Source organism: Bradyrhizobium sp. CCBAU 25360, assembly GCF_028128695.1.
Classification (GTDB): Bacteria; Pseudomonadota; Alphaproteobacteria; order Rhizobiales; family Xanthobacteraceae; genus Bradyrhizobium; species Bradyrhizobium ottawaense.
Map to the genome: position 1 here is coordinate 167995 of NZ_LBJA01000033.1, position 22575 is coordinate 190569.

21 protein-coding genes and 1 tRNA gene are annotated in these 22575 nt (G+C 65.0%); 14 read left to right on the forward strand and 8 right to left on the reverse strand.

Features of this window, described 5'->3' with window-relative positions; genetic code table 11:
• The first annotated feature begins 128 nt into the window (after positions 1-128).
• Positions 129-1457, forward strand: a complete 1329-nt coding sequence (locus XH81_RS10660; RefSeq protein ID WP_028141833.1) for an MFS transporter — start codon at positions 129-131, stop codon at positions 1455-1457.
• A gap of 128 nt (positions 1458-1585) precedes the next feature.
• Here the strand turns inward: XH81_RS10660 and XH81_RS10665 are convergent, their stop codons facing one another.
• A complete protein-coding gene (locus XH81_RS10665) occupies positions 1586-2977 on the reverse strand; it encodes a M48 family metalloprotease (protein WP_240536542.1) in 1392 nt (463 codons plus the stop codon).
• 134 nt (positions 2978-3111) lie between these two features.
• Positions 3112-3882, reverse strand: a complete 771-nt coding sequence (locus XH81_RS10670; RefSeq protein WP_080670148.1) for a thermonuclease family protein — start codon at positions 3880-3882, stop codon at positions 3112-3114.
• Positions 3883-4283: 401 nt separating this feature from the next.
• Between XH81_RS10670 and XH81_RS10675 the strand changes: the two genes are divergently transcribed.
• The 4 genes from XH81_RS10675 (at position 4284) to XH81_RS10690 (ending at position 9463) form a co-directional block, all read left to right on the forward strand.
• On the forward strand, positions 4284-5492 hold the full coding sequence (locus tag XH81_RS10675; protein WP_028141831.1) for an ABC transporter substrate-binding protein: 1209 nt from the start codon (positions 4284-4286) through the stop codon (positions 5490-5492).
• A gap of 136 nt (positions 5493-5628) precedes the next feature.
• Positions 5629-6417 (forward strand): enoyl-CoA hydratase, encoded by a 789-nt coding sequence (locus tag XH81_RS10680; RefSeq protein ID WP_028141830.1) that lies wholly within the window; start codon positions 5629-5631, stop codon positions 6415-6417.
• Positions 6418-6419: 2 nt separating this feature from the next.
• Positions 6420-7166: a hypothetical protein gene (locus XH81_RS10685; protein ID WP_028141829.1), complete on the forward strand. Its 747-nt coding sequence runs from the start codon at positions 6420-6422 to the stop codon at positions 7164-7166.
• 182 nt (positions 7167-7348) lie between these two features.
• Positions 7349-9463, forward strand: a complete 2115-nt coding sequence (locus XH81_RS10690) for an acetate--CoA ligase family protein (protein ID WP_028141828.1) — start codon at positions 7349-7351, stop codon at positions 9461-9463.
• Positions 9464-9671: 208 nt separating this feature from the next.
• Here XH81_RS10690 and XH81_RS10695 read toward each other — a convergent pair whose 3' ends face one another.
• From XH81_RS10695 to XH81_RS10705, 3 genes are read right to left on the reverse strand one after another with little or no spacing between them, the layout of a single operon-like run.
• Positions 9672-10484: an enoyl-CoA hydratase/isomerase family protein gene (locus XH81_RS10695; protein WP_028141827.1), complete on the reverse strand. Its 813-nt coding sequence runs from the start codon at positions 10482-10484 to the stop codon at positions 9672-9674.
• 16 nt (positions 10485-10500) lie between these two features.
• A complete protein-coding gene (locus XH81_RS10700; RefSeq protein ID WP_028141826.1) occupies positions 10501-11661 on the reverse strand; it encodes an acyl-CoA dehydrogenase family protein in 1161 nt (386 codons plus the stop codon).
• Positions 11662-11677: 16 nt separating this feature from the next.
• Positions 11678-12742: an acyl-CoA dehydrogenase family protein gene (locus XH81_RS10705; protein ID WP_028141825.1), complete on the reverse strand. Its 1065-nt coding sequence runs from the start codon at positions 12740-12742 to the stop codon at positions 11678-11680.
• A 261-nt stretch (positions 12743-13003) separates the two neighbouring features.
• Here XH81_RS10705 and XH81_RS10710 point away from each other — a divergent pair, with 261 nt between their 5' ends.
• Positions 13004-13789: an SDR family NAD(P)-dependent oxidoreductase gene (locus tag XH81_RS10710; RefSeq protein WP_271596173.1), complete on the forward strand. Its 786-nt coding sequence runs from the start codon at positions 13004-13006 to the stop codon at positions 13787-13789.
• Positions 13790-13983: 194 nt separating this feature from the next.
• Here the strand turns inward: XH81_RS10710 and XH81_RS10715 are convergent, their stop codons facing one another.
• Entirely contained in the window at positions 13984-14256 is a 273-nt protein-coding gene (locus tag XH81_RS10715; RefSeq protein ID WP_080670147.1) for a GlsB/YeaQ/YmgE family stress response membrane protein, read from the reverse strand.
• A 42-nt stretch (positions 14257-14298) separates the two neighbouring features.
• Positions 14299-14874, reverse strand: coding sequence for a YidB family protein (locus tag XH81_RS10720; protein ID WP_028141822.1), 576 nt, complete (start codon positions 14872-14874; stop codon positions 14299-14301).
• 162 nt (positions 14875-15036) lie between these two features.
• Between XH81_RS10720 and XH81_RS10725 the strand changes: the two genes are divergently transcribed.
• Both XH81_RS10725 and XH81_RS10730 read left to right on the forward strand, forming a co-directional pair.
• Positions 15037-16044 (forward strand): 2-dehydropantoate 2-reductase, encoded by a 1008-nt coding sequence (locus tag XH81_RS10725; protein WP_028141821.1) that lies wholly within the window; start codon positions 15037-15039, stop codon positions 16042-16044.
• A 16-nt stretch (positions 16045-16060) separates the two neighbouring features.
• Positions 16061-16273 carry a hypothetical protein gene (locus tag XH81_RS10730; protein ID WP_028141820.1) on the forward strand — a complete coding sequence of 71 codons (213 nt, stop codon included), beginning with the start codon at positions 16061-16063 and terminating at the stop codon, positions 16271-16273.
• A gap of 127 nt (positions 16274-16400) precedes the next feature.
• Here the strand turns inward: XH81_RS10730 and XH81_RS10735 are convergent, their stop codons facing one another.
• Positions 16401-17021 carry a hypothetical protein gene (locus tag XH81_RS10735; RefSeq protein ID WP_028141819.1) on the reverse strand — a complete coding sequence of 207 codons (621 nt, stop codon included), beginning with the start codon at positions 17019-17021 and terminating at the stop codon, positions 16401-16403.
• A gap of 242 nt (positions 17022-17263) precedes the next feature.
• Between XH81_RS10735 and XH81_RS10740 the strand changes: the two genes are divergently transcribed.
• From XH81_RS10740 to XH81_RS10765, 6 genes are all read left to right on the forward strand, one after another.
• Complete coding sequence (locus tag XH81_RS10740) at positions 17264-18781, forward strand: AMP-binding protein (protein ID WP_028141818.1); 1518 nt, start codon at positions 17264-17266, stop codon at positions 18779-18781.
• Positions 18782-18802: 21 nt separating this feature from the next.
• Positions 18803-19441 carry an RraA family protein gene (locus XH81_RS10745; protein WP_038973561.1) on the forward strand — a complete coding sequence of 213 codons (639 nt, stop codon included), beginning with the start codon at positions 18803-18805 and terminating at the stop codon, positions 19439-19441.
• A 27-nt stretch (positions 19442-19468) separates the two neighbouring features.
• Positions 19469-19840, forward strand: coding sequence for a dimethylsulfonioproprionate lyase family protein (locus tag XH81_RS10750; RefSeq protein WP_028141816.1), 372 nt, complete (start codon positions 19469-19471; stop codon positions 19838-19840).
• Between the two features lie 126 nt (positions 19841-19966).
• Positions 19967-20923, forward strand: coding sequence for a tripartite tricarboxylate transporter substrate-binding protein (locus XH81_RS10755; protein WP_271596174.1), 957 nt, complete (start codon positions 19967-19969; stop codon positions 20921-20923).
• A gap of 105 nt (positions 20924-21028) precedes the next feature.
• Positions 21029-21105, forward strand: a tRNA-Arg gene (locus XH81_RS10760).
• Positions 21106-21696: 591 nt separating this feature from the next.
• On the forward strand, positions 21697-22575 hold an 879-nt coding region (locus tag XH81_RS10765; protein WP_271596175.1), incomplete at its 3' end, for a right-handed parallel beta-helix repeat-containing protein.

The following is a 22575-nucleotide window of genomic DNA, read 5'->3' on the forward strand; positions in this document are numbered from 1 at the left end:
GGCGCAACAATCCGGACATTGGACAATTTGTCCAATGTTGCAGTGCGGAATGTTGGGCCAGAGAAGGCCAGATTGCCCGGCGCCCGCCGGGCGGTCGGCTTTGGTTTCAGGACGTTAAGGGCGCACGAATGGCGACGGCACAGACCCCCGCAATGGCAGACCTCCACACGGGCGAGCACGGCCACGACCAGGCCAGTCCCGGCGAGATCGCCATCGGCGTCATCATCGGCCGCACCTCGGAATTCTTCGACTTCTTCGTCTTCGCGATCGCCTCGGTGATCGTGTTCCCGCGCCTGGTGTTCCCGTTCGCGAGCGAACTGACCGGCACGCTCTATTCTTTCATGATCTTCGCGCTGGCCTTCATGGCCCGGCCGATCGGCACCGTCATTTTCATGACGGTTGACCGTGCCTACGGCAAGACCGCAAAGCTGATCTCGGCGCTGTTCCTGCTCGGCACCGCCACGGTCGCGCTGGCGTTCCTGCCGGGCTATCACGACATCGGCGTTGCCGCGATCTGGTTGCTGGCGCTGGCGCGCATCGCGCAGGGTCTGGCCTGGGGCGGCGCCTGGGACGGCATGGCTTCGCTGCTCGCGCTGAACGCGCCGCCCTCCAAGCGCGGCTGGTACGCGATGGTGCCGCAGCTCGGCGCCCCGCTCGGGCTGATCGTGGCGAGCGCGCTGTTCGCCTATTTCGCCGGCAATCTCTCGGCCGACGATTTCTTCGACTGGGGCTGGCGCTATCCGTTCTTCGTCGCGTTTGCCATCAACGTCGTGGCGCTGTTCGCGCGCCTGCGCATGGTGACGACCGAGGAATATGCCTCGCTGTTCGAGACCCGCGAATTGCAGCCCGCGCGCATCTCCGACACCGTCGCGAGCGAAGGCCAGAACATCATGTTGGGGGCGTTCGCGCCGCTGGCGAGCTTCGCGCTGTTCCACATGGTCACGGTGTTTCCGCTGTCCTGGGTGTTCCTGTTCACCCGCGAAAGCCCGGTGCGCTTCCTGATCATCGAGATCGTCGCCGCCGTGTTCGGTGTCGGTGCGATCGTGCTGTCCGGCGTCATCGCCGACCGCGTCGGCCGCAAGTCGCTGCTGATGGGATCGGCGATCGCGATCGCGATCTACAGCGGTTTTGCCCCGCAGCTGCTCGATGCCGGCGCGTTCGGCGAGACCATCTACATGGTGATCGGCTTCATCCTGCTCGGCCTGTCCTTCGGCCAGTCCTCCGGCGCGATCGCCTCGAACTTCAAGCAGGCGTACCGCTACACGGCGTCCGCGCTGACCTCGGACATGGCTTGGCTGTTCGGTGCCGGCTTCGCTCCGCTGGTCGCATTGCTGCTTGCCACCAATCTCGGTGTCATCGCCTCGGGTGCGTACCTGCTGTCCGGTGCGTTCTGGACCCTGCTTGCGCTCTGGCTCAGCGGCCAGCGCGAGGCGGGCGACATGGACGCGGGGCGCTGAGGCTCAAGCGGTCGCCACACAACAGCTGTCGTAGGGTGGGCAAAGGCGCATAAGCGCCGTGCCCACCATCTCTCTCGATCGCAAAAGATGCGTGGGCACGCTTGCGCTTTGCCCACCCTACGGCAGCGTCAATCCGCCACGATCTTCACGCGATCGCGCACCTTCACCTGCGCGGTGCGATCGAGGCCGTTCAGCACGCGAAAACGCTCGGCGGGATGATCGACGCCGGCCATGCGGTGGGAGAGCGATTCCACGGTGTCGCCGGGCTGCACGGTGATGACCTTGATGCGCAGCGGTCGCGCGGCCTGGATCTCGTCCAGCGTCAGGCGGCGGAACGAATTGACGGTCTCGCGCGCATTGCGCTCGCTCTCGGTCGACTTCTGCCGGGCCGCGAAGATGAAGCGATAGACGTCGCTGCCGAAGCGCAGCGCATAGACCTTGAACTGCCACTGGTCGCCCTTGGCGGCGGCGGACGCGGCCGGGAAGCCGTTGATGGTGATGTCTTCGGTGGACGCCTTCTCGACGCCCTCCATCCAGCCGGAATTGAGGTAGTCGCCGAGCGACTGCTCGGCCGGCACCCGCACCACGTCGAAACGCATCGCCTGTGCGCCGCCCTCGCGCACGCCGATCACGGCCTGGGCGGTGTTGTCGAGCGTGAAATTGTCCGGCGCCTGGAAGGTGAAGCCCAGCTTCGGATGCAGGAAGCGGCGGCCGCGGACGAAACCTTCGCTGGGGTCTTCGCCGTAGACGAGATTGTCGATCGCAGCGAGATAGGTCTCGCGGTCGCGCTCGGCGCCTTCAGGCGCAGTATATTGCCGCGCAATGGTCTGCGCGTTCTGCACGCGCTCCGGGGTCGCCGGATGCGACGAGGTGAAATCCTGCGCGCGCGGATCGAGCGAGCTCTTGCCGGCCTTCAGCTCGGCATTGCGTTCCATCGCCGAGAGGAAACGCGCCGCGCCGTAGGGGTCGAAATGCGCCTTGGCCGAAATGCCGACGCCGATGCCGTCGGCCTCGAACTCCTGCTTGCGCGAAAAGCTCGCCATGGTGAGCTTGGTCTTGGCCAGCGCCAGCGCGGTGAGGTCGGGGTCGTTGCTCATGTCGGTGACGACGCGGGTGACGATCGCGGCCTGGCGCGCCTGGTCCTCGCGCATCGCGGCGTGCTTGGACAGCACATGGGCCATCTCGTGGCTGAGCACGGAGGACAATTCCGAGGTGTCGCTGGCGAGCGCGAGAAGTCCGCGCGTGACATAGAGCTGGCCGTTCGGCAGCGCGAAGGCGTTCACGGCGCCGGAATTGAGGATGGTGACCTTGTAGCCCTGATCGGGACGGTCGGACGCAGCGACCAGCCGGTCGACGGTCTTGCTGACGAGTGATTCGAGCCTGGGATCGTCATAGGTGCCGCCATAGCTCGCCAGGATGCGCTCGTGCTCCTTCTCGGTGGCGGGTGTCTGCGCGACGGCCGGCTTGGGCTTGGGCATCGCAACGGTCGGCGGGGTCGCGGCGGCCTGGAACCGGCCCATGTCGCCACAGCCGGCGAGGGCCGTACCCAGCACGAGGCAAAGCGCGGCCGGCGCAGCCCGCAGGCGGCGGCCTTCATTCCGTACGTGCCGTTCTAGCACCCCATTCACGTCGCTTAACCCGTGCCTGGCCTGATTTAAGGCCTTACCCCTGTCGGCTCGTTTGCGCCCAGCAACTCGACCTGCCCCACGAGCCGCACATCGATCCGCGGCCCCGTACTTCCCTCGACCCAGCCCCGGACTCGAATACGCTTACTTTCCAATGACTTAAGGGTGATTCCAGCGCTTTCGAACGCCGGCAGCGTGCGCTTTGAAATAGTCGCGGCAAAGCCACGTGTCCAGTTCCGTCCGAAGTTGAGGTAGGTCATTGCCCCAGCTTGCCGGACCGACAGGACTTTACCCTCGACCACCACAAAGCGCCCGATCCCCGCCAAAATATCGTCCGGACTTTCCGCGTTTTTTATGGCCGACGGGTCAGCCCAGTTGCCCTTTTTTTGGCGCCGCGCCTCGGCCTCCGACGTCATCAGGGCCGCCGCGCAGTCCTTGTCCGTGATTTCGGCGGAGACCATGGCGTCGCCCTGGGCGAGCAGCACGGCCTGCAACGGGGTGTCGCTTTCGCCGATGAAGACCAGTGCGCCTTGCCGGCCGTAGCGGTCGGGCGTGTCGTCGCTACCGCGAAGCGTCACGTCGCGGCCGGCGAGCAGCGAAGCCAGCGCCTGCTTCGTGGTCGCCGTCGTCTCGATGCCTGCGAGGCGGATTTCGCGGCCGTCATCGAGACGCACGCTGCGGGCATCGACGATGGCAGCGACACGGCCTTCGCCTTGGGATTCGAATTGGCACGGTGCGGCGGACGCGGTGCGACCCGCGAGGAGAAGAATTGCGACGGTGAGATGAAGCCGTTGCGCCACGTTGCCCGGAGAGGTTGCGTTATGCCTGGATCATAACTCAAACGATGCCAACGACGAAGGGGCCTTCGTAGGGTGGGCAAAGCGAAGCGTGCCCACGTCTTTGCCGATCGCGCGGGCCGTGGGCACGGCGCGAAGAGCGCGCCTTTGCCCACCCTACGGCAGCGCGTGTGGGGATTTGCTGTTACGTCACACGCTCGCAATGACGCGGAAAGATCTTGCGTCATTCCACCATTCCGCTTTGCGGAAAACATGACGCAATCGCAGACGCGCATCGCAGCCCGCGCTTGCTGCGCTCTTGCGCATGCGGCATGATTGCGGCAACAGCGATTGCCAATAACGATTGCCAAGAGCAACAACCAAGCCGCCATCAGAGTACGGCGCGATAAGGGAGATCGTTTTCCATGAAGACTGTTTTGTCGGGCATTTTTGCCGCCGCGTTTGCCCTCAGTGCGAGCGCCACCGCGCAGGCCCAGGACAAGCCACCTCTCAAGATCGGCGGCATCCTCGACATGTCGAGCCTCTATGCCGACATCACCGGACCCGGCAGCGAGACCGCGGCCAAGATGGCGGTGGAGGATTTCGGCGGCGAGGTGCTGGGGCGCAAGATCCAGGTGCTGGCGGCCGACCATCAAAACAAGGCCGATCTTTCCGCCAACATCGCCCGCGATATGCTCGACAACCAGGGCGTCGAGATGATCTACGACGTCGCGGCTTCCGCCACTGCGCTTGCGGCCGGCGAGATCGCCAAAGCGCGCAACAAGATCATCATCTTCAACGGCCCGGGCTCGATCCGTCTCACCAACGAGGCCTGCGGTCCCTATACCATCCACTACGTGTTCGACACCTACGGCCAGGCCAATGTGACCGGCCTTGCGGCCGTGAAGTCTGGCCTCGACAGCTGGTTCTTCCTCACCGCCGATTACGCCTTCGGCCAGGACCTGGAGAAGGACACCAGTGCCGTCGTCATCAAGACGGGCGGCAAGGTGCTGGGCAGCGTGCGCCACCCGCTCAACACGTCGGATTTCTCCTCGTTCCTGCTCCAGGCCCAGGCCTCCAAGGCCAAGGTGATCGGGCTTGCGAATGCCGGCGGCGACACCGTCAACGCGATCAAGCAGGCGGCCGAGTTCGGCATCACCAAGGGCGGCCAGAAGGTCTCGCCGCTGCTCGCCTTCGTCACCGACATCGACTCGATCGGTCTGGAGACCGCGCAGGGCCTGCTGCTGGCGGAAGCCTTCTACTGGGACCTCAACGACGACACGCGCGCATTCTCGAAGCGCTTTCAGGAGCGCGTGAAGCGGCCGCCGACCTCGGCACAGGCCGGCGTCTACTCCTCCGTCACGCATTACCTGAAGGCGGTGAAGGCGGCCGGCACGACCGATGCAGCGACCGTCATGAAGGTGATGAAGGAGACGCCGATCAACGACTTCTTCGCCAAGGGTGGCAAGATCCGCGAGGACGGCCGCATGATCCACGACATGTACCTGTTCGAGGTGAAGAAGCCGTCGGAATCGAAGGCCCGCTGGGACGACTACAAGCTGCTCGCCACCGTGCCCGGCAGCGAGGCGTTCCAGTCGCTGGAGCAGTCGCGCTGCCCGCTGGTGAAGAAATGACGCGAAGCGTCATCCCGGGGCGCGCATGAGCGCGAACCCGGGATCCATCGGGCCGCAGTGATCGTCGACAAATGGATTCCGGGCTCGCGCTTCGCGCGCCCCGGAATGACGAAGGAAACAACGAGGGAGACGCCCCATGAACGACATGGTCCTGCAAAAGCTCGAAGGCGGGCTGCTCACCATCACGATGAACCGCCCGGAGCGGAAGAACGCGCTCAACCCCGAGATGGTGGCCGGGCTGGTCGAAGCGGCGCGGCGGGCGGCTGACGATGCGGAGGTGCGCGCGGTGCTGCTCAAGGGCGCTGGTGGCTCGTTCTGCGTCGGCGGCGACGTCAAGTCGATGGCCGCGGGCCGCGCGCCGCTGCCGTTCGAGCAGAAGCTTGCGAATCTGCGCCGCGGCATGGAGGTCTCGCGCATCCTGCACCAGATGCCGAAGCCTGTGGTGGCGCAGCTCGACGGCGCCGCGGCCGGCGCCGGCCTGTCGATGGCGCTGTCCTGCGATCTCCGTATCGCCTCGGAATCCTGCAAGATCACCACGGCCTTTGCCAAGGTCGGCTTCTCCGGCGATTACGGCGGCACCTATTTTCTCACCCAGCTGCTCGGCAGCGCGCGGGCGCGCGAGCTCTATCTGATGTCGCCGGTGCTCACGGCGAGGGAAGCGCATGCGATCGGCATGGTGACCAAGGTCGTGCCCGACGCCGAGATCGACGCCGCGGCCCACGAGCTGGCACTGTCGCTGGCGCAGGGGCCGTCGATCGCGCTCGGCTTCATCAAGCGCAACATCAACAATGCCGAGCATCTGGCGCTGGAGGATTGCTTCGACGGCGAGGCGATCCACCACACCCGTTGCGGCGACACCGAGGACCACAAGGAGGCCGCCAAGGCCTTCGTCGAGAAGCGCAAGCCGACCTTCAGGGGCGCCTGACCATGGCGCCCTATATGCGATTGCGGCAGATCTGCCTGGTTGCGCCGCAGCTCGCGCCCGTCATCTCCGACATCGCGGAAATCATGGGCCTCGCCGTGTGCTATCGCGACGGCAATGTCGCCAAATACGGCCTGGAGAATGCGCTGCTCCCGGTCGACACGATCATGCTGGAGGTGGTGGCACCCTTCAAGGGCGGTACCACGGCCGGCCGCTTCATCGAGAAGACCGGCGGCCGCGGTGGCTACATGGCGATCTTCTGCTGCAATGATCCCGACGAGCGTGGCCGCAACGCCAATGCGCTTGGCGTGCGCACCGCCAACGTCATCGATCATGCGCCCTATCACGGCGTCCAGCTCCACCCCCGCGACTGCCGTGCCGCCTTCATCGAGTTCAACCACACCGAAGGCAGCGATGACATTCTTGGCGCCTATCCGCCGGCAGGACCGGACTGGCAAAAGTTCATCCGCAAGGACGTGACGCAGGCGCTGACGGGCGTGGAGATGCAGAGCCCTGATCCGCAAGGCCTGGCCGAGCACTGGGGCAAGATCATCGGCGTTGCGCCTGAAGGTGCCGAGCTGAAGCTGCCCAATGCGACCTTCCGCTTCGTGAAAGGCGCCAGCGAGATCATGAGCGCGCTCGAGTTTCGGGTGGCGGATCGGGCGAGCGTGCTGCATGCCGCGAAGGCGAGGGGGCTTGCGGTTGCCGGGAGCGAGTTCCTGTTGGGTGGGGTGACGTTCCGCGTCGGTTGATGGTCTTCTCGTTGTCCGCCACCCTGAGGTGCTCGCCTCTTCGGCGAGCCTCGAAGGGCGACGGCCACCGGCGGGGCCGTTCATCCTTCGAGGCTTCTCATGGGACGCGTTGCATCCCATGCCTCGCACCTCAGGATGACGGCGAGAGAGAGCACGTCTCTGCGAAGAAGGACACATCCGCCATGCCACATCCGCTCGACAGCTTCTTCGCTCCCGCCAGCATCGCGCTGATCGGCGCCTCGCGCGATCACGAGAAGATCCCGGGGCGGCTCTTGTCCATGCTGCGCAAGAACGAATATCCCGGAAAGATCTATCCGGTGAACCCGAACTACGCGGATATCGACGGGCTGGCCTGCTACGGATCGATCGGCGACATCGGCGCGCCCATCGACCTCGCCGTCATCATCATCCCGGCCCGTGCCGTCCTGTCCGCGCTCGAGCAATGCGCCGCCGCCGGCGTCAAGAATGCCGTGATCATCTCCTCCGGCTTCGCCGAGGAGGGCGGCGACAGCGCGGCGATGCAGGATGCGATCGCGGCGCTGGCGAGGCGCACCGGCATGCGGATATCCGGGCCGAATGCCGAGGGCTTCTTCAGCCAGGTGCAGCGCGTGGCGGCGACGTTCAGTCCGGCGGTCGATGTCAAGCCAGGTGTAGTGCCGCTTGTCGCCACCAAAAAGCGGATCGGCATCGTCGCGCAGAGCGGCGGCATCGGCTTTGCCTATTATCATCGGGCGCGGGCCCTCGGAATCGCTGTCAGCTATGTCGTCAGCGCCGGCAATGAATCTGATCTCGGCGCCGGCGAGTTCCTGGATTACATGGTGCAGGATTCCTCGACCGAGGTGATCCTGCTGTTCATCGAAGGCATCCGCGACGTCGACAAATTTCTGGTCGCCGCCCGGCGCGCTGCGGAGATGAAGAAGCCGGTGATCGTGACAAAGGTCGGACGCTCCGGCGCAGGCCAGCGCGCGGCGGCCTCGCATACCGCGAGCATGGCCGGCTGGTCGGCCGCCTATGACGCGGTGTTCGCGAAATACGGCTTCATCGTCTCCAACGACCTGGACGAAGCGCTGACGATCGCCGCGGTGCTTGCCAGCAATCCGCTGCCGAAGGGCGATCGCGTTGCCGTCGTCACCGTTTCCGGCGGTGCCGGCATCTGGGGCGCCGATACGGTGGCGCTGCAAGGCTTGCAGGTGCCGGAGCTGTCCGAAAAGGTCCAGGTTGGGATCAAGCAGTTGATGCCGTCCTATGGCACGGCGCGCAACCCGATCGACGTCACCGCGCAAGGCGTCACCTCCGGCGGCTTGCAGAAGAGCGTCGACGTCCTCGCCGCCTCGGACGAGGTCGATGCGATCCTGGTGGTGCTGTCGCTGTCGAGCGAGGTGCGCAGGCCCTTCAAGGAAGAGAAACTGACGCCGGTGCTATCGGCACAGCACAAGCCGGTGGTGTTCTATTCCTACACGGTGCCGTCCGACTTCGCGCGCCGTGAGCTCGCCAAATCCGGCGTCGTGGTACTCTCGGGCCTCACCCATGTCGGCGTCGCGATGCGTCGGCTCGTCGACTTCGCCAAGTTCAGTCTGCCGAAGCCCGTGGACGAAACGCGGCTGCCGGCACGCGACCTTTCTGTACATCTGAAATCGGCGGTCCTGTCCGAGGCCGACAGCAAGTCGTTGCTCCGCACCGCCGGCATTGCACTGCCGGATGAGGTGCTGGTGAGAGACAAGAGCGAGCTCGACGAGGCGGTCGCCCGCGTCGGCTTTCCCCTGGCGATGAAGATCCAGTCGCCTGATATCGCCCATAAGAGCGAAGTTGGCGGCGTGCGCGTCAACATCACCACCAAGGGCGAGGTGTTTCTGGCATTCGAGGCGCTGCTGGACAATGCGCGCCGGCACCGGCCTGAGGCGACCATTCAAGGCGTGCTGGTGGGCCCGATGGCGAAGCGCGGTGTCGAGATCATCGTCGGCACGATGCTGGATGAGACGTTCGGTCCCATGGTGATGGTGGGTCTCGGCGGCATCACCACCGAGCTGTTCCGCGACGTCGTCTACCGCCCCGTGCCGGTCGACGCGGAGGCGGCGGGCGCGATGCTGGCGAGCCTGAAGGCGGCGCCGCTGCTGAATGCATTTCGCGGGGCGGCGAAGGCGGACGTTGCGGCTCTGGCACAGTTGATCGCCGATATCTCCGCGCTCGCCGCGCGGGAGGGAAAGGAGATCGCGGAGATCGAGCTCAACCCGGTGCTGGTGCACGCCGAGGGGCAGGGCGTGACGATCGTCGATGCGCTGGTGGTGGGAAGGAAGTAAGCCGCTAAAGCCGCCGCTGTCGTCCCGGACAAGCGCGCCCTAAGCGCGCGCAGATCCGGGACCCATAGCCACAGGGAGCGGTTTGGCGAAGACGCGGAGTGACCAGCTTGCGCCACAACTTCGCCCTGTGGTTATGGATCCCCGCGTTCGCGGGGATGACAGGGGAGGTTGTGGTCGCTGTGGAGTGATACGGCTAGCGCCGCCGTGATCATCGCCCCTTGAAATTCGCCGCGCGACGTTCTTCCGTGGCCTTCACACCTTCCTTGAAATCCTCCGTCGCGCGCAGCCGGGTCTGCTCGGCGAGCTCGTGATTGGTCGCGGCCATGACGCGATCGGCCAATCCGGCGCGCATCGTCGCGCGGGTGGAGAGCAGGCCGAGCGGCGAGCATTCGGCGATTTCGCCGGCGAGCTTCATCGCGGCCGCCTTGACCTGGTCCTGCGGCACCAGCTCGTTGGCGAGGCCCCATTTCACGGCTTCCTCGCCGGTGACGCGGCGGCTGGTGTAGAACATCAGCTCGGCGTTGTTCTTGCCGATCAGCTCCGGCAGCGTCGTCGTCAGGCCGAAGCCGGGATGGAAGCCGAGTTTCGTAAAATTCGCGGAGAAACGCGCTTCGGGGCAGGTGACGCGGAAATCGGCGGAGACCGCGAGGCCCAATCCGCCGCCGATGGCGGCGCCCTGCACGGCGGCAACAATCGGCTTCTTGGCGCGGAAGATGCGCACGGCCTGGATGTAGAGATGGTTGATCGGCCCGAGATTGTCGGCGGGGTCGCCCTTCTTCTCTGCCTCGCGCGCCTCCTGCGCCTGCCGTGCCGGATCGCCGAAATTGGCGCCGGCGCAGAACGCCTTGCCCTGGGCCGAGAGCACCGAGGCGCGGATCTCGATGTCGCGGTCGAATTCGTCGAGCGCATCCGCGATCTGGTTGATCAGCGAGATGTCGAAGAAGTTCAGCGGCGGGCGGCGGATCTCGATGGTGCCGACGTGCCCGACCTTCTCGACGCCGATGTCCTTGTATGTGGTCATGATGATCCTTTGATGATTAGCGCAAACCAAGTCCGCGGGCGATGATGCCGCGCAGCACCTCGGTGGTGCCGCCCTGGATGGTGAGCTTCGGCGCGGTCTTGATGGCGAAGTCGAGCTGCCGCTCCAAGGTCTCGCGGTTGGTCGCGGTCTCCTCGACGAAAGCAGCAAGGTCGCGCACGCGGTGGGGAAGCTGCTGTTCCCAGACCGTGCCGATGTCCTTGACGATGGAGGCCTCGACCACCGGCTCCTTGCCGGCCTGCAGCATGCCGGCGACCGAGACCGACATGCGCCGCATGGTGTGGAGCTGCGCGACCAGGCGCCCGATGCCTTCGGCGCTACGCGTATCCGGGTTCGGGCCGACCGCGCGGACGAGCTCGGTCAGCACGTAATAGGTTTCGAGGAAACGCTCGGGGCCCGAACGCTCATAGGCGAGCTCGCTCGTCGCCTGCTTCCAGGCGCCGTCGACTTCGCCGAGCACGTGGTCATGGGGCACGAAGAAATCGGTGAAGACGACCTCGTTGAACTCGTACTGGCCGGTGATCTGGCCGATCGGGTTCACCTTGATGCCCGGCTGCTTCATCTTCACCAGGAATTGCGTCAGGCCGTGACGGCGGTTTTCCTTGGTCGGCTGCGACGTCCGGAAGATCGCGATCATGTAGTCGGCGATGTGCGCCGACGAGGTCCAGATCTTGGTGCCGTTGATCAGATAGCCGCCATCGGTCTTGGTCGCGCGCGTCTTTGCCGCGAACAGGTCGGAGCCGGAATTCGGCTCGCTCATGCCGATCGCAAAGCAGATCTCGCCGCGACAGATCCGCGGCAGGATGTCCATCTTGATGTGCTCGGGCGCGTATTTCAGCAGCACCGGTCCGCTCTGGCGGTCGGCCACGAAGAAGCGCCGCGTCGGCGCGTTGGCGACGCGCATCTCCTCGGTCACCACGTAGCGTTCGAGGAAGGAACGCTCCTGGCCGCCATATTTCTTCGGCCAGGTCATCCCCAGCCAGCCCTTGGCGCCGACCCGTCGGGAAAATTCGGGCGCGTCGGTGTCCTCGCGATTGGGCTTGTGCGGATCGAAGGTGCCGGCGGCGATCTCTTCGGCGAGGAAGGCGCGCACTTCCTTGCGCAGCTGCTCGCACTTCTCGGGCAGGCGGATCGGATCGAAACGGAGTGCAGCGGTCATGTGTTTCTCTCCCTGATCAGCGCGACGCCACGAGCGGCCACAATTCGTCGGCGCCTCTGGTCGCGACCAGCTTGCCGAGTTCGACGGCCCAGTGGCTCTCCGAGCCGAAGTCGTCGCGCCAGGCCAGCGCCCGCAGCGAATAGCGGTGCAGGATGTGCTCGAGGGTGAAGCCGATGGCGCCGTGCACTTGATGCGCGATGGCGCCGCCCTTTTCCGCGGCTTCCGCGCAGCGGATCTTTGCCGAGGCAGCTTCGAGATAGACCTCGTCGTCGAAGCGCGTCGCATTCGCGATGGCGTCGGCGGCCGAGGTCGCAGCCGCAAGGGCCGCGGCGGATTCGCCGGCGAGACGCGCCAGATTGTGCTGCACGGCCTGGAATTTCGAGATCTTCTTCTCGAAGGCGACGCGCTCGTTGGAATAGCGCACGGAGATGTCGAGCATCGATTCCAGCGCACCGGCGATCTGCAGGCTGCGCGCAACGCCGCCCATCAGCATCATCGTGGTCTGGTCAAACTCCCTGGGCGCGGCCTTGCGCGCGACGGGCTGGACCTTGTCGAGCGTCACGGTGTCGCTGTGGTCGTAGCCGACATTGAGGCCGGACTCGATCCGGACCTTGCCGGCATCGACCAGCGCGATCGAGACGCCATCCTTGCCGTGCGCCAGCACCGCAAAATGCTTTGCCGCCTTCGCAAAGGGCACGCCGCGGGCGCGGCCGGAAAGCGAGCCATCGGCATCGAGGGTGATGCGATCCTTCGGCGAGGCCGGCAGCACCGTCAACTCGCCCTCGGGCGATGCGATCTTCGCCTGCGCCAGCAGCCAGCCGGCCAGCATGGTCTCGGCCAGCGGCACCGCGACGGCGAAACGGCCGGCGGCGTTCAGCAGCGCAAAGCCGTCGGCAAGGCTCGCGCCGGAGCCGCCGAGATCATCGGGCACCCAGGACAATGGCAGGCCGGCTTCGCTCAGCGCCCGCCACAGCGGCGCCTGCCAGGAATCCTTCTTGTCGTTGTTGATGGTTTGCGGATCGGCGAGATCGGCGAAGATCTTCTCCGCGGTCTCGACGACGATGTTATCACTCTCCGCCACAGCGTTCCCCGTGTTTTGCCGTTGGCGCGTCCCGCCTGGTGGAGCGAACCGCGCAGGTCTTCTTGCGCCCGATGATCCGAAAAAGCCATGGCCCTGACAAGCGTTGATCGCAGGTCAACCTGCGGCGCGGGCATGGGGGCAAGGATCAATAGGAGGCTAATTCCGCTTAGCGGAGTTTGCTTGATTTGCAGGGCGCGGCAAACTCGCTAAACAAGGCCAGCGACTTAAGGCTCGCATCAGATACAGGGGAAGGAAATCCGGATGGCCAAAGATAGTCTGTGCGCAATCGTGACGGGGTCCGCATCCGGACTTGGCGCAGCAACCGCGGAAATCCTCGCGCGAAGCGGGGCGCGGCTCGTCATCAACTATTCCTCTAGCCAGAAAGAAGCCGAGGCCACCGCGGACGTCTGCCGCAAGGCGGGCTCTCCGGAAGTCCTGGTCGCGCAGGGCGACGTTTCAAAGGACGACGATTGCCGCAAGATCGTCGCGGCAGCCAGCGCCTGGGGCCGGCTCGACATCCTCGTCAACAATGCCGGCACCACCAAGCATGTCGCCCATGCCGATCTCGACGGATTGTCGGCTGAAGATTTCCAGCGCGTGTATGGCGTCAACACCATCGGCCCGTTCCAGATGGTGCGCGCCGCGCGCAGCCTGCTCGAAGCCGGCGCCAAGGCCTCGGAGCGGCCCTCCGCCGTGGTCAACGTGTCCTCGGTCGCCGGCATCAGCGGCGTCGGCTCGTCGATCGCCTACGCCGCGAGCAAGGGCGCGCTCAACACCATGACGCTCTCGCTGTCGCGCGCGCTGGCGCCGCTGATCCGCGTCAACACGGTCTGCCCCGGCTATATCGACACGCCCTGGTTCACCAAGGGCCGCGGCGAAGCCGGCGCCAAGCAGGTGCGCGACAGCGTGGTGGCGAAGGTGCCGCTCAGGGTCGCGTCGACCGCCGAGGACATCGCGCAGTTCGTCTGCTTCCTGGCGATGCCGGCCTCCAGCAACATGACCGGCGAGGTCGTGCGCATGGATGCGGGGATGCATTTGATTACGTGAGATCGCGCTCCAATCTCCGCTGTCATCCCCGCGAACGCGGGGATCCATAACCACAGGGAGAAGTTGCCGCGCGACTCCGGTCACTCCGAGTCTTCGCCAAACCACTCCCTGGGGTTATGGGTCCCGGATCTGCGCTTCGCTTGTCCGGGACGACAGGGAGTTTGAGGGGCGAGATCAGCGCTTCGTGACAGTGCCTACCCCTTGATCACGCCGCTCGCCACCAGCCGGTGCCAGATGAACAGCACCACCACCGCGCCGAGCGTGGCCATGATGAAGCCGGCGCCCTGGTCGGGGCTGTAATGGCCGATGGCCTGACCGATGAAGGTCGCGAGAAACGCGCCGGCGATGCCGAGGATGGTCGTGAGGATGAAGCCGCTCGGGTTGTTCGGTCCCGGCGCCAGCCAGCGCGCGATGAGGCCGGCGATGAAGCCGACGACGATGATCCACAACAGGCCGCCCATGCTCATGAGTGTGCTCCCCTTCCCGAAAGCGCGTCGATCAACGTCCGATTAAAGTTTGCCGGAGAGCTCGGTCTCGGTCGGCAGCCGTCCGTCCGGCGTCAGATGGTCGATCACCTGCGGCAGATACTGGCTGAGGCCGTTGAGCAATTCGTCGCGCGGCAGGCCGCTCTGGGCGGACAGACTCTCGATCTGGTCGGCGCCGAGTGCGCTGGCAAGGTCGCCGGGCGCGATCGGCTTGTTCTCACCCTTGCCGACCCAGGAATTCGCAGCCTCGCCGTGGCCGCCCTGCTGGAGCTGGTTGAGGAGATCGCCGAGGCCGCCGCTCAGCACGGTTCCGGCCGCGCCGCCGGCGAGCAAGCCGCCGAGCCCGCCCTTGAGCAAATCGCTGAGGCCGCCGCTGCTGCCGGTATTCACGGGCGTCGGAGGCGGCAGCGGAGAGCGCTGCTGCGGGGCAGGCGTCGCGCCGGGCTGGCCTGCCGTCAAATGCTTGAAGGCCTTCCACCCAAGCAGGGCAATGATCGCCATGGTCATCGGCGACATGCCGCCGGAGGATTTCTCGGAGCTGGGTGTGGAGGGGCCGCGGGGGCCGTTCTGCATGCCGTTGAGGACGTCGAGTAGACCCATGGTGCTCTCCTTTGGCGTCTCGTTCGGCGAGCGCTCGCCGCTGGCTGCCCCCGGGCCGAAAACATATGGGGCTCTCATGACGGTTACAAGGCGGATGCGCCGCGATTGGTTGCCGGCCTCGCCTCTGCTATCGAGGGCGGGTCGTTCAGGGAGCAAGGCGAGGTGATGACGGATCGACCGATCGTGGTGGCCGGCGCGGGCGCCATCGGCTGTTTCGTCGGCGGCATGCTGGCGGCCTCGGGCCGCCGTGTCGCGCTGCTGGTGCGGCCGCGGGTGAAGACCGAGATCGAGCGGTTCGGCCTGCGATTGACGGATTTCGACGGCTCCGAGACGAAGCTTGGCGCAGGGCAGCTCGCGCTGTCGGAGGACCCCGCGATCTTCCACAGCGCCGGCATCGTGCTGGTCACGGTCAAGAGCGCCGACACCGCCGATGTCGCGGATCAGATCGCGCAGCATGCGCCTGAGGATGCCGTCATCGTTTCGCTGCAGAACGGCATCGGCAATATCGCGGTGCTGCGCGACCGCCTCGGTGGCCGCCACGTGCTCGCGGGCATGGTGCCGTTCAACGTGATCGCGATGGGCGAGGGCCGTTTCCACCGCTCGACCTCCGGCGACATCCATGTCGGAGAGGACGCTGGGAACACGGCCGCGGCGCTCTCGGTGCCCGGCCTCACGGTGCGCGCGAGCGGTGACATCACCGGCGTGCAATGGGGCAAGCTGATCATCAATCTCAACAATGCGCTCAGCGCATTGTCCGACTTGCCGCTCGCCGCGCAACTGGCAAACCGCGACTGGCGCAGGCTGTTTGCCGACCAGATGGCGGAAGGGCTGGCCGCGCTGAAGGCCGCCGGCATCGCGCCGGTCTCGGCAACGCCGATCCCGATGAACTGGACGCCGGCCTTGCTGCGGCTGCCCGACACGATCTTCAACGCGATTCTGGGGCGGACCATGAAGATCGATCCCGAGGCGCGCTCTTCGATGTGGCAGGATTTGAAGCAGGGACGCAAGACCGAGATCGACTATCTCCAGGGCGCCGTCATCGCGCTCGCCGAGCAAAACCATGTCGAGGTGCCGCTGATGCGCCGCATTGTTGCGCTGATCAATCAGGCCGAGGCAGCCGGCAACGGTCCGCCGCGTCTGACGCCGCAGCAGATTCGCGCGGTGGTTTGAGTGCAAGGAGGGATCGATGAAACGTAGCTTGATGATCGGGCTCGCGCTTGCCGCGCTTTGCGGCGCATCGACGCTCGCTCTTGCGAGACCGCCGACGGTCGTGAACTCGCCCGGCTATGATAGGCGGTTGCAGGAGAGCAGGTCGCAGTTGGGCAGTTCGCCGACGACTGCGCCGGCGGATGTGCCGGTGGTCAAATCGAAGCGCAGCAAGAAGAAGCACAAGAAGTGAGGCGACGCTCTCGTAGGGTGGGCAAAGCGGAGCGTGCCCACCAACTCTCTTAATCACAAACGAATGGTGGGCACGGCGCTTTGCGCCTTTGCCCACCCTACGATCATCGCGCAATGACGGCTGTAGCTCAGCCCTTCTTCGCCGGCTTGCTCGGGGTCGGATTGAACAGCTTCTTCAGATCGTTCAAGCTTTCCGACAGCCGCGGCCATTCGCAGGAGAATGAGCCTTTGGTGCACGCGCCCTTCGAGCGCTGACCGACGGTCTGCTGCACCTTTGGCCGCTCGACCGGGACGGGCACGCGCGCGACGTCGGTTCGCAGCGCGACCTGCTGGAGTTGCCGCGCTTGCAGTTCCTGCTGCTCGCGCTGTTGACGGGCGGCGACCTCGGCCGCTTCGTTGCTGCGGCGCTCTTTGGCGAGATAGGCGGTATAGGCTGCGTCGATCTTCTTCTGCTCCTCCGGCGTCGGATTGGGTCCGGCGATGTCGAAGGTGCGATCCTGCAGGAAGTCGTAATAGGAGTATCCGCCGCCTGCCTTGCGGCGGCCGGCGAACTTGGCGTTGCAATCGGCAAGTGCGGATGTCTTCTCGGACTTGGTGGCGGCCTTCTCGGCGGCGTCGGCGCATTCCTCGAAATCGACCGGCGCGCGTTTCCACCATTGCGCCTGGGCATGCGCGTGCGTCAGCAGGAAAAATCCTGCCGCGGCAAAAAGAACCAGCGCCGCACGACGCAATGCTATCACGGACGACATTCTACGAGAGCATTCCTTGCAAAACTCAACCCGAACTGAGTCGAGCCAGATTTTTGCCTCTTTATCGCCGGCTTGTCACCCATGGAACTCGGGAATTTCATGGCTGGGATGCTGACATTTTGTGCTTGACGTGGCGCATGAGTCACAGCGCCGCCTCGGCGGGCTGCTACACTTCGCCTTGCGAGCGCCTCATCTGAGGCGACGCCAAAAAAGACGCCAAGAAAACGAAATGGAAACGCCCGATGCTGCTGCCCCTGTCCGACGTGCCGCGCTGGTACGCTGAACGCAAACCACATGGCACGATCGCCGTCCGTCACGGGCAGGACACGCTGACCTGGGACGAGCTCGAGCGCGGCGCCAACCGGCGCGCGCGGGCATTTATGGCCAAAGGCGTCAAGCCCGGCGATTTCGTCGCAATCGGACTGCCCAACGGCAATACGTTCTTCGAGACCTCCTTTGCGGTGTGGAAGTGTGGTGCGACGCCGACCTCGCTGTCATGGCGGCTGCCGCGCGGCGAGGCCGCGGCCGTGCTCGACATTCTCAGGCCGTCGCTGGTGGTCGGCGGCGAGGCCGACTGGAACGCCCCGAACCGCCTCCCGGCGGATTTCGTACCGGCAGGATTTTCGGACGAGCCGCTCAATCCGCCGGTGGCGCGCTACTGGAAGGCCATGACCTCGGGCGGCTCGACCGGCCGGCCGAAGGTGATCCTCGATCATCAGCCGGCCGTGACCGACACGGTCGCCGCGCCGCCGCTCAATATCCCCTTCGGGGTCTCGCTGCTCAATCCGGGTCCGCTCTACCACAATGCGCCGTTCATCGTGTCGCACTACGCGCTGTTCACCGGCGGCCAGCTCACCGGTCTCGTCAAATTCGACGCCGAGGAGACGCTGCGGCAGATCGAACGCGAGCGCGTGCAATGGGTCAATTTCGTGCCGACCATGATGCACCGGATCTGGGCGCTGCCGGAGCAGGTGCGCAACGCCTACGATCTGTCGAGCCTACAGACCGTCTTCCACATGGCAGCTCCGATGCCGCCCTGGCTGAAGGAGAACTGGATCGCCTGGCTCGGGCCGGAGCGGGTCTGGGAGCTCTATGGCGGTACCGAGCGGCAAGGCTCATGCATCATCTCCGGCACGGAATGGCTGACGCACAAGGGCTCGGTCGGCAAGATCGGCGAGATGGCGAAGCTGCGCATCATCGGCGAGGACGGCAACGACGTCGCGCCCGGCGAGACCGGCGAGATCTATTTCCTCAACAACGACGGCAGGGACGCGACCTATCACTATCTCGGCGCCGAGCCGAAGCGCCGCAGCGACGGCTGGGAATCGCTCGGCGATATCGGCAGGCTGGATGCGGAAGGCTATCTCTATCTCGGCGACCGCCTCGCCGACATGGTGCTGCGCGGCGGCGCCAACATCTATCCGGCCGAGGTCGAGGCTGCCGTGTCCGAGGCTCCCGGCGTGCGGTCCTGCGTGGTGGTCGGGTTGCCCGATCCGGAATTGGGCCAGCGCGTGCACGCCATCATCGAGCCGGAGGGCGACGCCGACGGCCAGGCGATCGCCGACGCCATGGCGGAGTTCTTGAAGGACAGGCTCAGCCGCTACAAGCATCCGGAAAGCTTCGAGATCGTCGGCGCCCCGCCGCGCGATGATTCCGGAAAAGTCCGCCGCACGCTGTTGCGCGACGAGCGCGCAACGTGGATGAAGGAAGGGCGCGCCTTCCGGATTTGGCCGGCAAAGGCGCGGGCGCACGCCGATTGATTGACGGAAGGACTCCAGGACATGACCATTACCATCGCAGCCAACAGCGTGCCGAAACCGCCGGCCGAGATCATCGAGGGCTTTCGCGGTGCGCCGACCTCGGTCATCTCGGACAATCTCGCGCGGCTGCCCGGCGCGGTCGGGCTAAAACCCTATCACCGCGGGGCTAAGCTGGTGGGCACGGCCTTCACGGTGCGCACCCGCCCCGGCGACAATCTCGCCATCCACCGCGCGCTCGAGCTGGTCGGCCCCGGCGACGTCATCGTGGTCGATGGCGGCGGCGACGAGACCCGCGCGCTGGTCGGTGAGATCATGAAGAACATCGCGCAGTGGCGCAAAGCCGAGGGCTATGTGATCGACGGCGCGATCCGCGATGTCGCGGCGTTCGCGGCCGACGACTTTCCCTGCTACGCCCGTGCCGTGATCCATCGCGGTCCCTACAAGAACGGCCCCGGCGAGATCAACGTGCCTGTCACGATCGGCGGCAGCGTGATCTCGCCCGGCGACATCGTGGTCGGCGACGAGGATGGCGTGGTGTCGTTTCCCGCCGCGGGCGCCGCCGCGCTGCTCGAAGCCGTGCGCGCCCAGGTCGCGCGCGAGGAGGAGACCATGAAGGCGATCCGCGAGGGCCGCTACCAGGGCTCGTATGGCAAGTCCTGATCAGGCGAGAGCGAAGGGGAGGATGGCGTGAGTCAGAAGGACGAATTCCACAATATCGATGATCCCGGCGACGGGCTGTTCCGCGAGCTCGCGGCAGGGGTGACCACCCGCATCTTCTCCGGCGAGCAGGCGATGCTGTCGGTGGTGACGCTGGCGCCGCATGCGCAGGGCACGCTGCACCATCATCCCGAGGAGCAATGGGGCGTGCTGCTCGACGGCTCGGCCATCCGCGTCCAGGGCGATGAGGAGATTGCCGTGAAGAAGGGCGATTTCTGGCGCACGCCGGGCAATGTGCCGCACACCATGCGCGCCGGCCCCAATGGGGCCCGGGTGCTGGACATCTTCAGTCCGCCTCGGCCAGAATACAGAAAAGCGGGGTCGGGCTTCGGGACGACCTAAGCGCTTCGCGCTTAGGGTATCTTCTTGAGCATGATCTTATCGGAAAACCGCTGCACACTTTTCCGGATCATGCTGTAGCGTCAAAGAGCAAAAAGCCAGGCGCTGAAAGCAAAAAGGGAGGGGACCATGACGATCACACGACGTACGCTGCTGGCTGCACCGGCCATTCTCGCAATGGCACCGACGGCGGCGCAGGCTGGCAAGATCACGCTGGTCGTGCCGTTTCCGCCGGGCGGCTCGACCGATGCGATGGCGCGGCTGTTGCAGGCCAGCCTGCAAACCAAGCTCGGTCGCATCGTCGTGGTCGAGAACAAGTCCGGCGCCGCCGGCGCGCTCGGCGCGGCGCAAGTCGCCAAGAGCCCGGCCGACGGCACCTCGTTCCTGGTCACCTTCGATTCCCACGCGGTGATTCCGTCGATCCTCGACAAGCCGCCGGTCGATGTCGAGCGTGAGCTGATGCCGGTGCTGCTGATCGGCACCGCACCCTATGTGATCGCGGCCGGCGCCGGCCGCCCCTACAAGAGCTTTGCCGACGTGGTGGCCGCCTGCAAGGCGACCCCGGGCGCGGTGAAATATGCCTCCGTCGGCATCGGCACGCTCGGCCATCTCGCCATGACCGTGCTCGGCAGCAAGGCCGGGGTCGAGATCATGCACGTGCCTTATCGCGGCGGCGGTCCGGCCATGAACGACGTGCTCGGCGGCCATGTCGATCTCATCGCGGGATCGGCGGCGCTGGTCGCCGCCCAGTTCGGCACCAACATGCTGCATCCGATCCTGCAGCTCGGCCGTGAGCGGCTGCCGGCCCTGCCGGATACGCTGACCGCGATCGAGGCGGGCTTTCCCGATTTCGAGACGCTGGCCTGGTGGGGCATCTTCGCGCCCGCAGGCACGCCGCCCGATATCGTCGCAGCCATGGCGACGGCGTCCAAGGAAATCCTCAGCGAGCCCGCGACCGCCGCCCAGCTCAAGGACACCCAGCACATGACGCTGCTGCTCCAGGACGGCGCGGCCTTCAAGACCTTCTTCGACAAGCAGGTCGCCTATTGGGGCAAGGTGGTGAAGGACAACAATATCAAGGCGTGAGGCCGAGCGGCAGCCCTTCGTATTGGGCAACGTGGAGGGCTTCCGATCCCGTCTCCGCTTTGATATGTACACCTCCAGGCAACCCGCCTGACTTGCGGGTTCCGCGGTCCCGTAGCTCAGCCGGATAGAGCGACGGTTTCCTAAACCGTAGGTCGGAAGTTCGAGTCTTCCCGGGATCGCCAATCTTCATAGTCTCTTGCCGGTCATTACTGCCCTGCGGCTCCCTGCCAACTGCAGGCGTGTGGTCGCGGGTGTACGCGAGGCGGCACGCAGGACGCCATGGCCGTGTGGCCGGACGCCCCTCGGCAGAGATCGGAAATCCGCGGAAGTCACTCTCGTTTCGAGAGACGAGGTTCGGGCAGGCGTCCGCGACGTCGCTGGAGTCGGCGGCGCCGATTGATGTGTGCAGCCCGCCGTCGATGATTGGCGAAGCGAAGGCACGCGACGTGAGGGCGCAATACATATTGGTGTTGACGAAGACCGCACAGGTTCGTCGCCGATTTAAATAGCGCGCTCGATCGAAATTAAATTGCGAACATTAATTCTCAGTCCAGTGATAATATTAATTTTGGCCGGCGGCGGGAACTGCGGCTGCGCGATTTAAAAACTCCATCCTCGGGTCAATGAATCGTCTCAAAAAAGGCGCGTGCGAATTCGAACACGCTCCCGATGGGGCGGCAAAGAAGCAGTCGAGTTGGACTGAGCCGCGACATATCGAACCGTATGCGCAAGAGACTCAGTCTGCGCGTGCACTGCAGAGGGGATGAACAAACATGGCAATTGCTGGATTTCCAGACGCGAATACCACCGGTCTTCCTGATGGCGTTATCCTGACTCCATCGGGCGATATAACTGTCACTCAACCAGGTACCGTCATCGACGCTCTCGATGTCAAAGGCACGATTTCGGTCCTCGCCGATAACGTCACGATTCAGAATAGTCGCATCACGTCCAGCGATTGGACAGGGATCTGGATCAAGGATGGCATTACAGGAACTGTCGTCAAGGACAGCGAGATTTTAAATGTTGGAAGCAGCCCGGATGGTGCGAACGGCATCGTCGGTTCAGGCACATTCCTGCGTAACGATATCCATGACGTGGAGAATGGTATTATTGTCACCGGGTCGAGCCTCGTCCAGGACAATTATATCCATGCCATGAATGCGCCCGATGTGCGTCTCGGCACGTCATTGGGTGGTCCGCACTATGATGGCATCGAGATCGACGGCGGCGTTTCAGACGTCATCATTCGGCACAACACCGTCATCAACGAGAACAGCTACGTCTCGGCCGTGATGATCAATAATGACTTCGGTCCGGTTTCCAACATTCAGGTGGACGGCAACTATCTTGCAGGGGGCGGCTATACCCTTTACTCCGATGGCAGCTTCAGCAGCACCGACAAGATTTCCGGCGTCTCGTTCACCAACAACGAACTTGGTGAGGGCAAGTGGGGTTACTATTACTTCAGGAACAACACGCCCGTCCTGACGAACAACGACGAACTCGGCACGGGATGGCAGACGTCGTCTCCGACGCCCCCCGCAACGCCCGATGTCCCGGCAGCGCCGAGCATCGCATCCTGGTCACCCGATACGGGCAAGACTGGCGATGGCATCACTGACGCCAGTCAGATCACCCTGCACGGTACT

What these genes read in the sequence shown, in the direction of transcription:
- XH81_RS10735 (WP_028141819.1), bottom strand. Translation starts at nt 17,021, where the DNA reads ATGTCGTCCGTGATAGCATTGCGTCGTGCGGCGCTGGTTCTTTTTGCC.
- XH81_RS10755 (WP_271596174.1), top strand. Translation starts at nt 19,967, where the DNA reads ATGACGATCACACGACGTACGCTGCTGGCTGCACCGGCCATTCTCGCA.
- XH81_RS10700 (WP_028141826.1), bottom strand. Translation starts at nt 11,661, where the DNA reads ATGACCGCTGCACTCCGTTTCGATCCGATCCGCCTGCCCGAGAAGTGC.
- XH81_RS10745 (WP_038973561.1), top strand. Translation starts at nt 18,803, where the DNA reads ATGACCATTACCATCGCAGCCAACAGCGTGCCGAAACCGCCGGCCGAG.
- XH81_RS10690 (WP_028141828.1), top strand. Translation starts at nt 7,349, where the DNA reads ATGCCACATCCGCTCGACAGCTTCTTCGCTCCCGCCAGCATCGCGCTG.
- XH81_RS10695 (WP_028141827.1), bottom strand. Translation starts at nt 10,484, where the DNA reads ATGACCACATACAAGGACATCGGCGTCGAGAAGGTCGGGCACGTCGGC.
- XH81_RS10685 (WP_028141829.1), top strand. Translation starts at nt 6,420, where the DNA reads ATGGCGCCCTATATGCGATTGCGGCAGATCTGCCTGGTTGCGCCGCAG.
- XH81_RS10730 (WP_028141820.1), top strand. Translation starts at nt 16,061, where the DNA reads ATGAAACGTAGCTTGATGATCGGGCTCGCGCTTGCCGCGCTTTGCGGC.
- XH81_RS10660 (WP_028141833.1), top strand. Translation starts at nt 129, where the DNA reads ATGGCGACGGCACAGACCCCCGCAATGGCAGACCTCCACACGGGCGAG.
- XH81_RS10720 (WP_028141822.1), bottom strand. Translation starts at nt 14,874, where the DNA reads ATGGGTCTACTCGACGTCCTCAACGGCATGCAGAACGGCCCCCGCGGC.
- XH81_RS10675 (WP_028141831.1), top strand. Translation starts at nt 4,284, where the DNA reads ATGAAGACTGTTTTGTCGGGCATTTTTGCCGCCGCGTTTGCCCTCAGT.
- XH81_RS10740 (WP_028141818.1), top strand. Translation starts at nt 17,264, where the DNA reads ATGCTGCTGCCCCTGTCCGACGTGCCGCGCTGGTACGCTGAACGCAAA.
- XH81_RS10680 (WP_028141830.1), top strand. Translation starts at nt 5,629, where the DNA reads ATGAACGACATGGTCCTGCAAAAGCTCGAAGGCGGGCTGCTCACCATC.
- XH81_RS10710 (WP_271596173.1), top strand. Translation starts at nt 13,004, where the DNA reads ATGGCCAAAGATAGTCTGTGCGCAATCGTGACGGGGTCCGCATCCGGA.
- XH81_RS10665 (WP_240536542.1), bottom strand. Translation starts at nt 2,977, where the DNA reads ATGGGCCGGTTCCAGGCCGCCGCGACCCCGCCGACCGTTGCGATGCCC.
- XH81_RS10715 (WP_080670147.1), bottom strand. Translation starts at nt 14,256, where the DNA reads ATGAGCATGGGCGGCCTGTTGTGGATCATCGTCGTCGGCTTCATCGCC.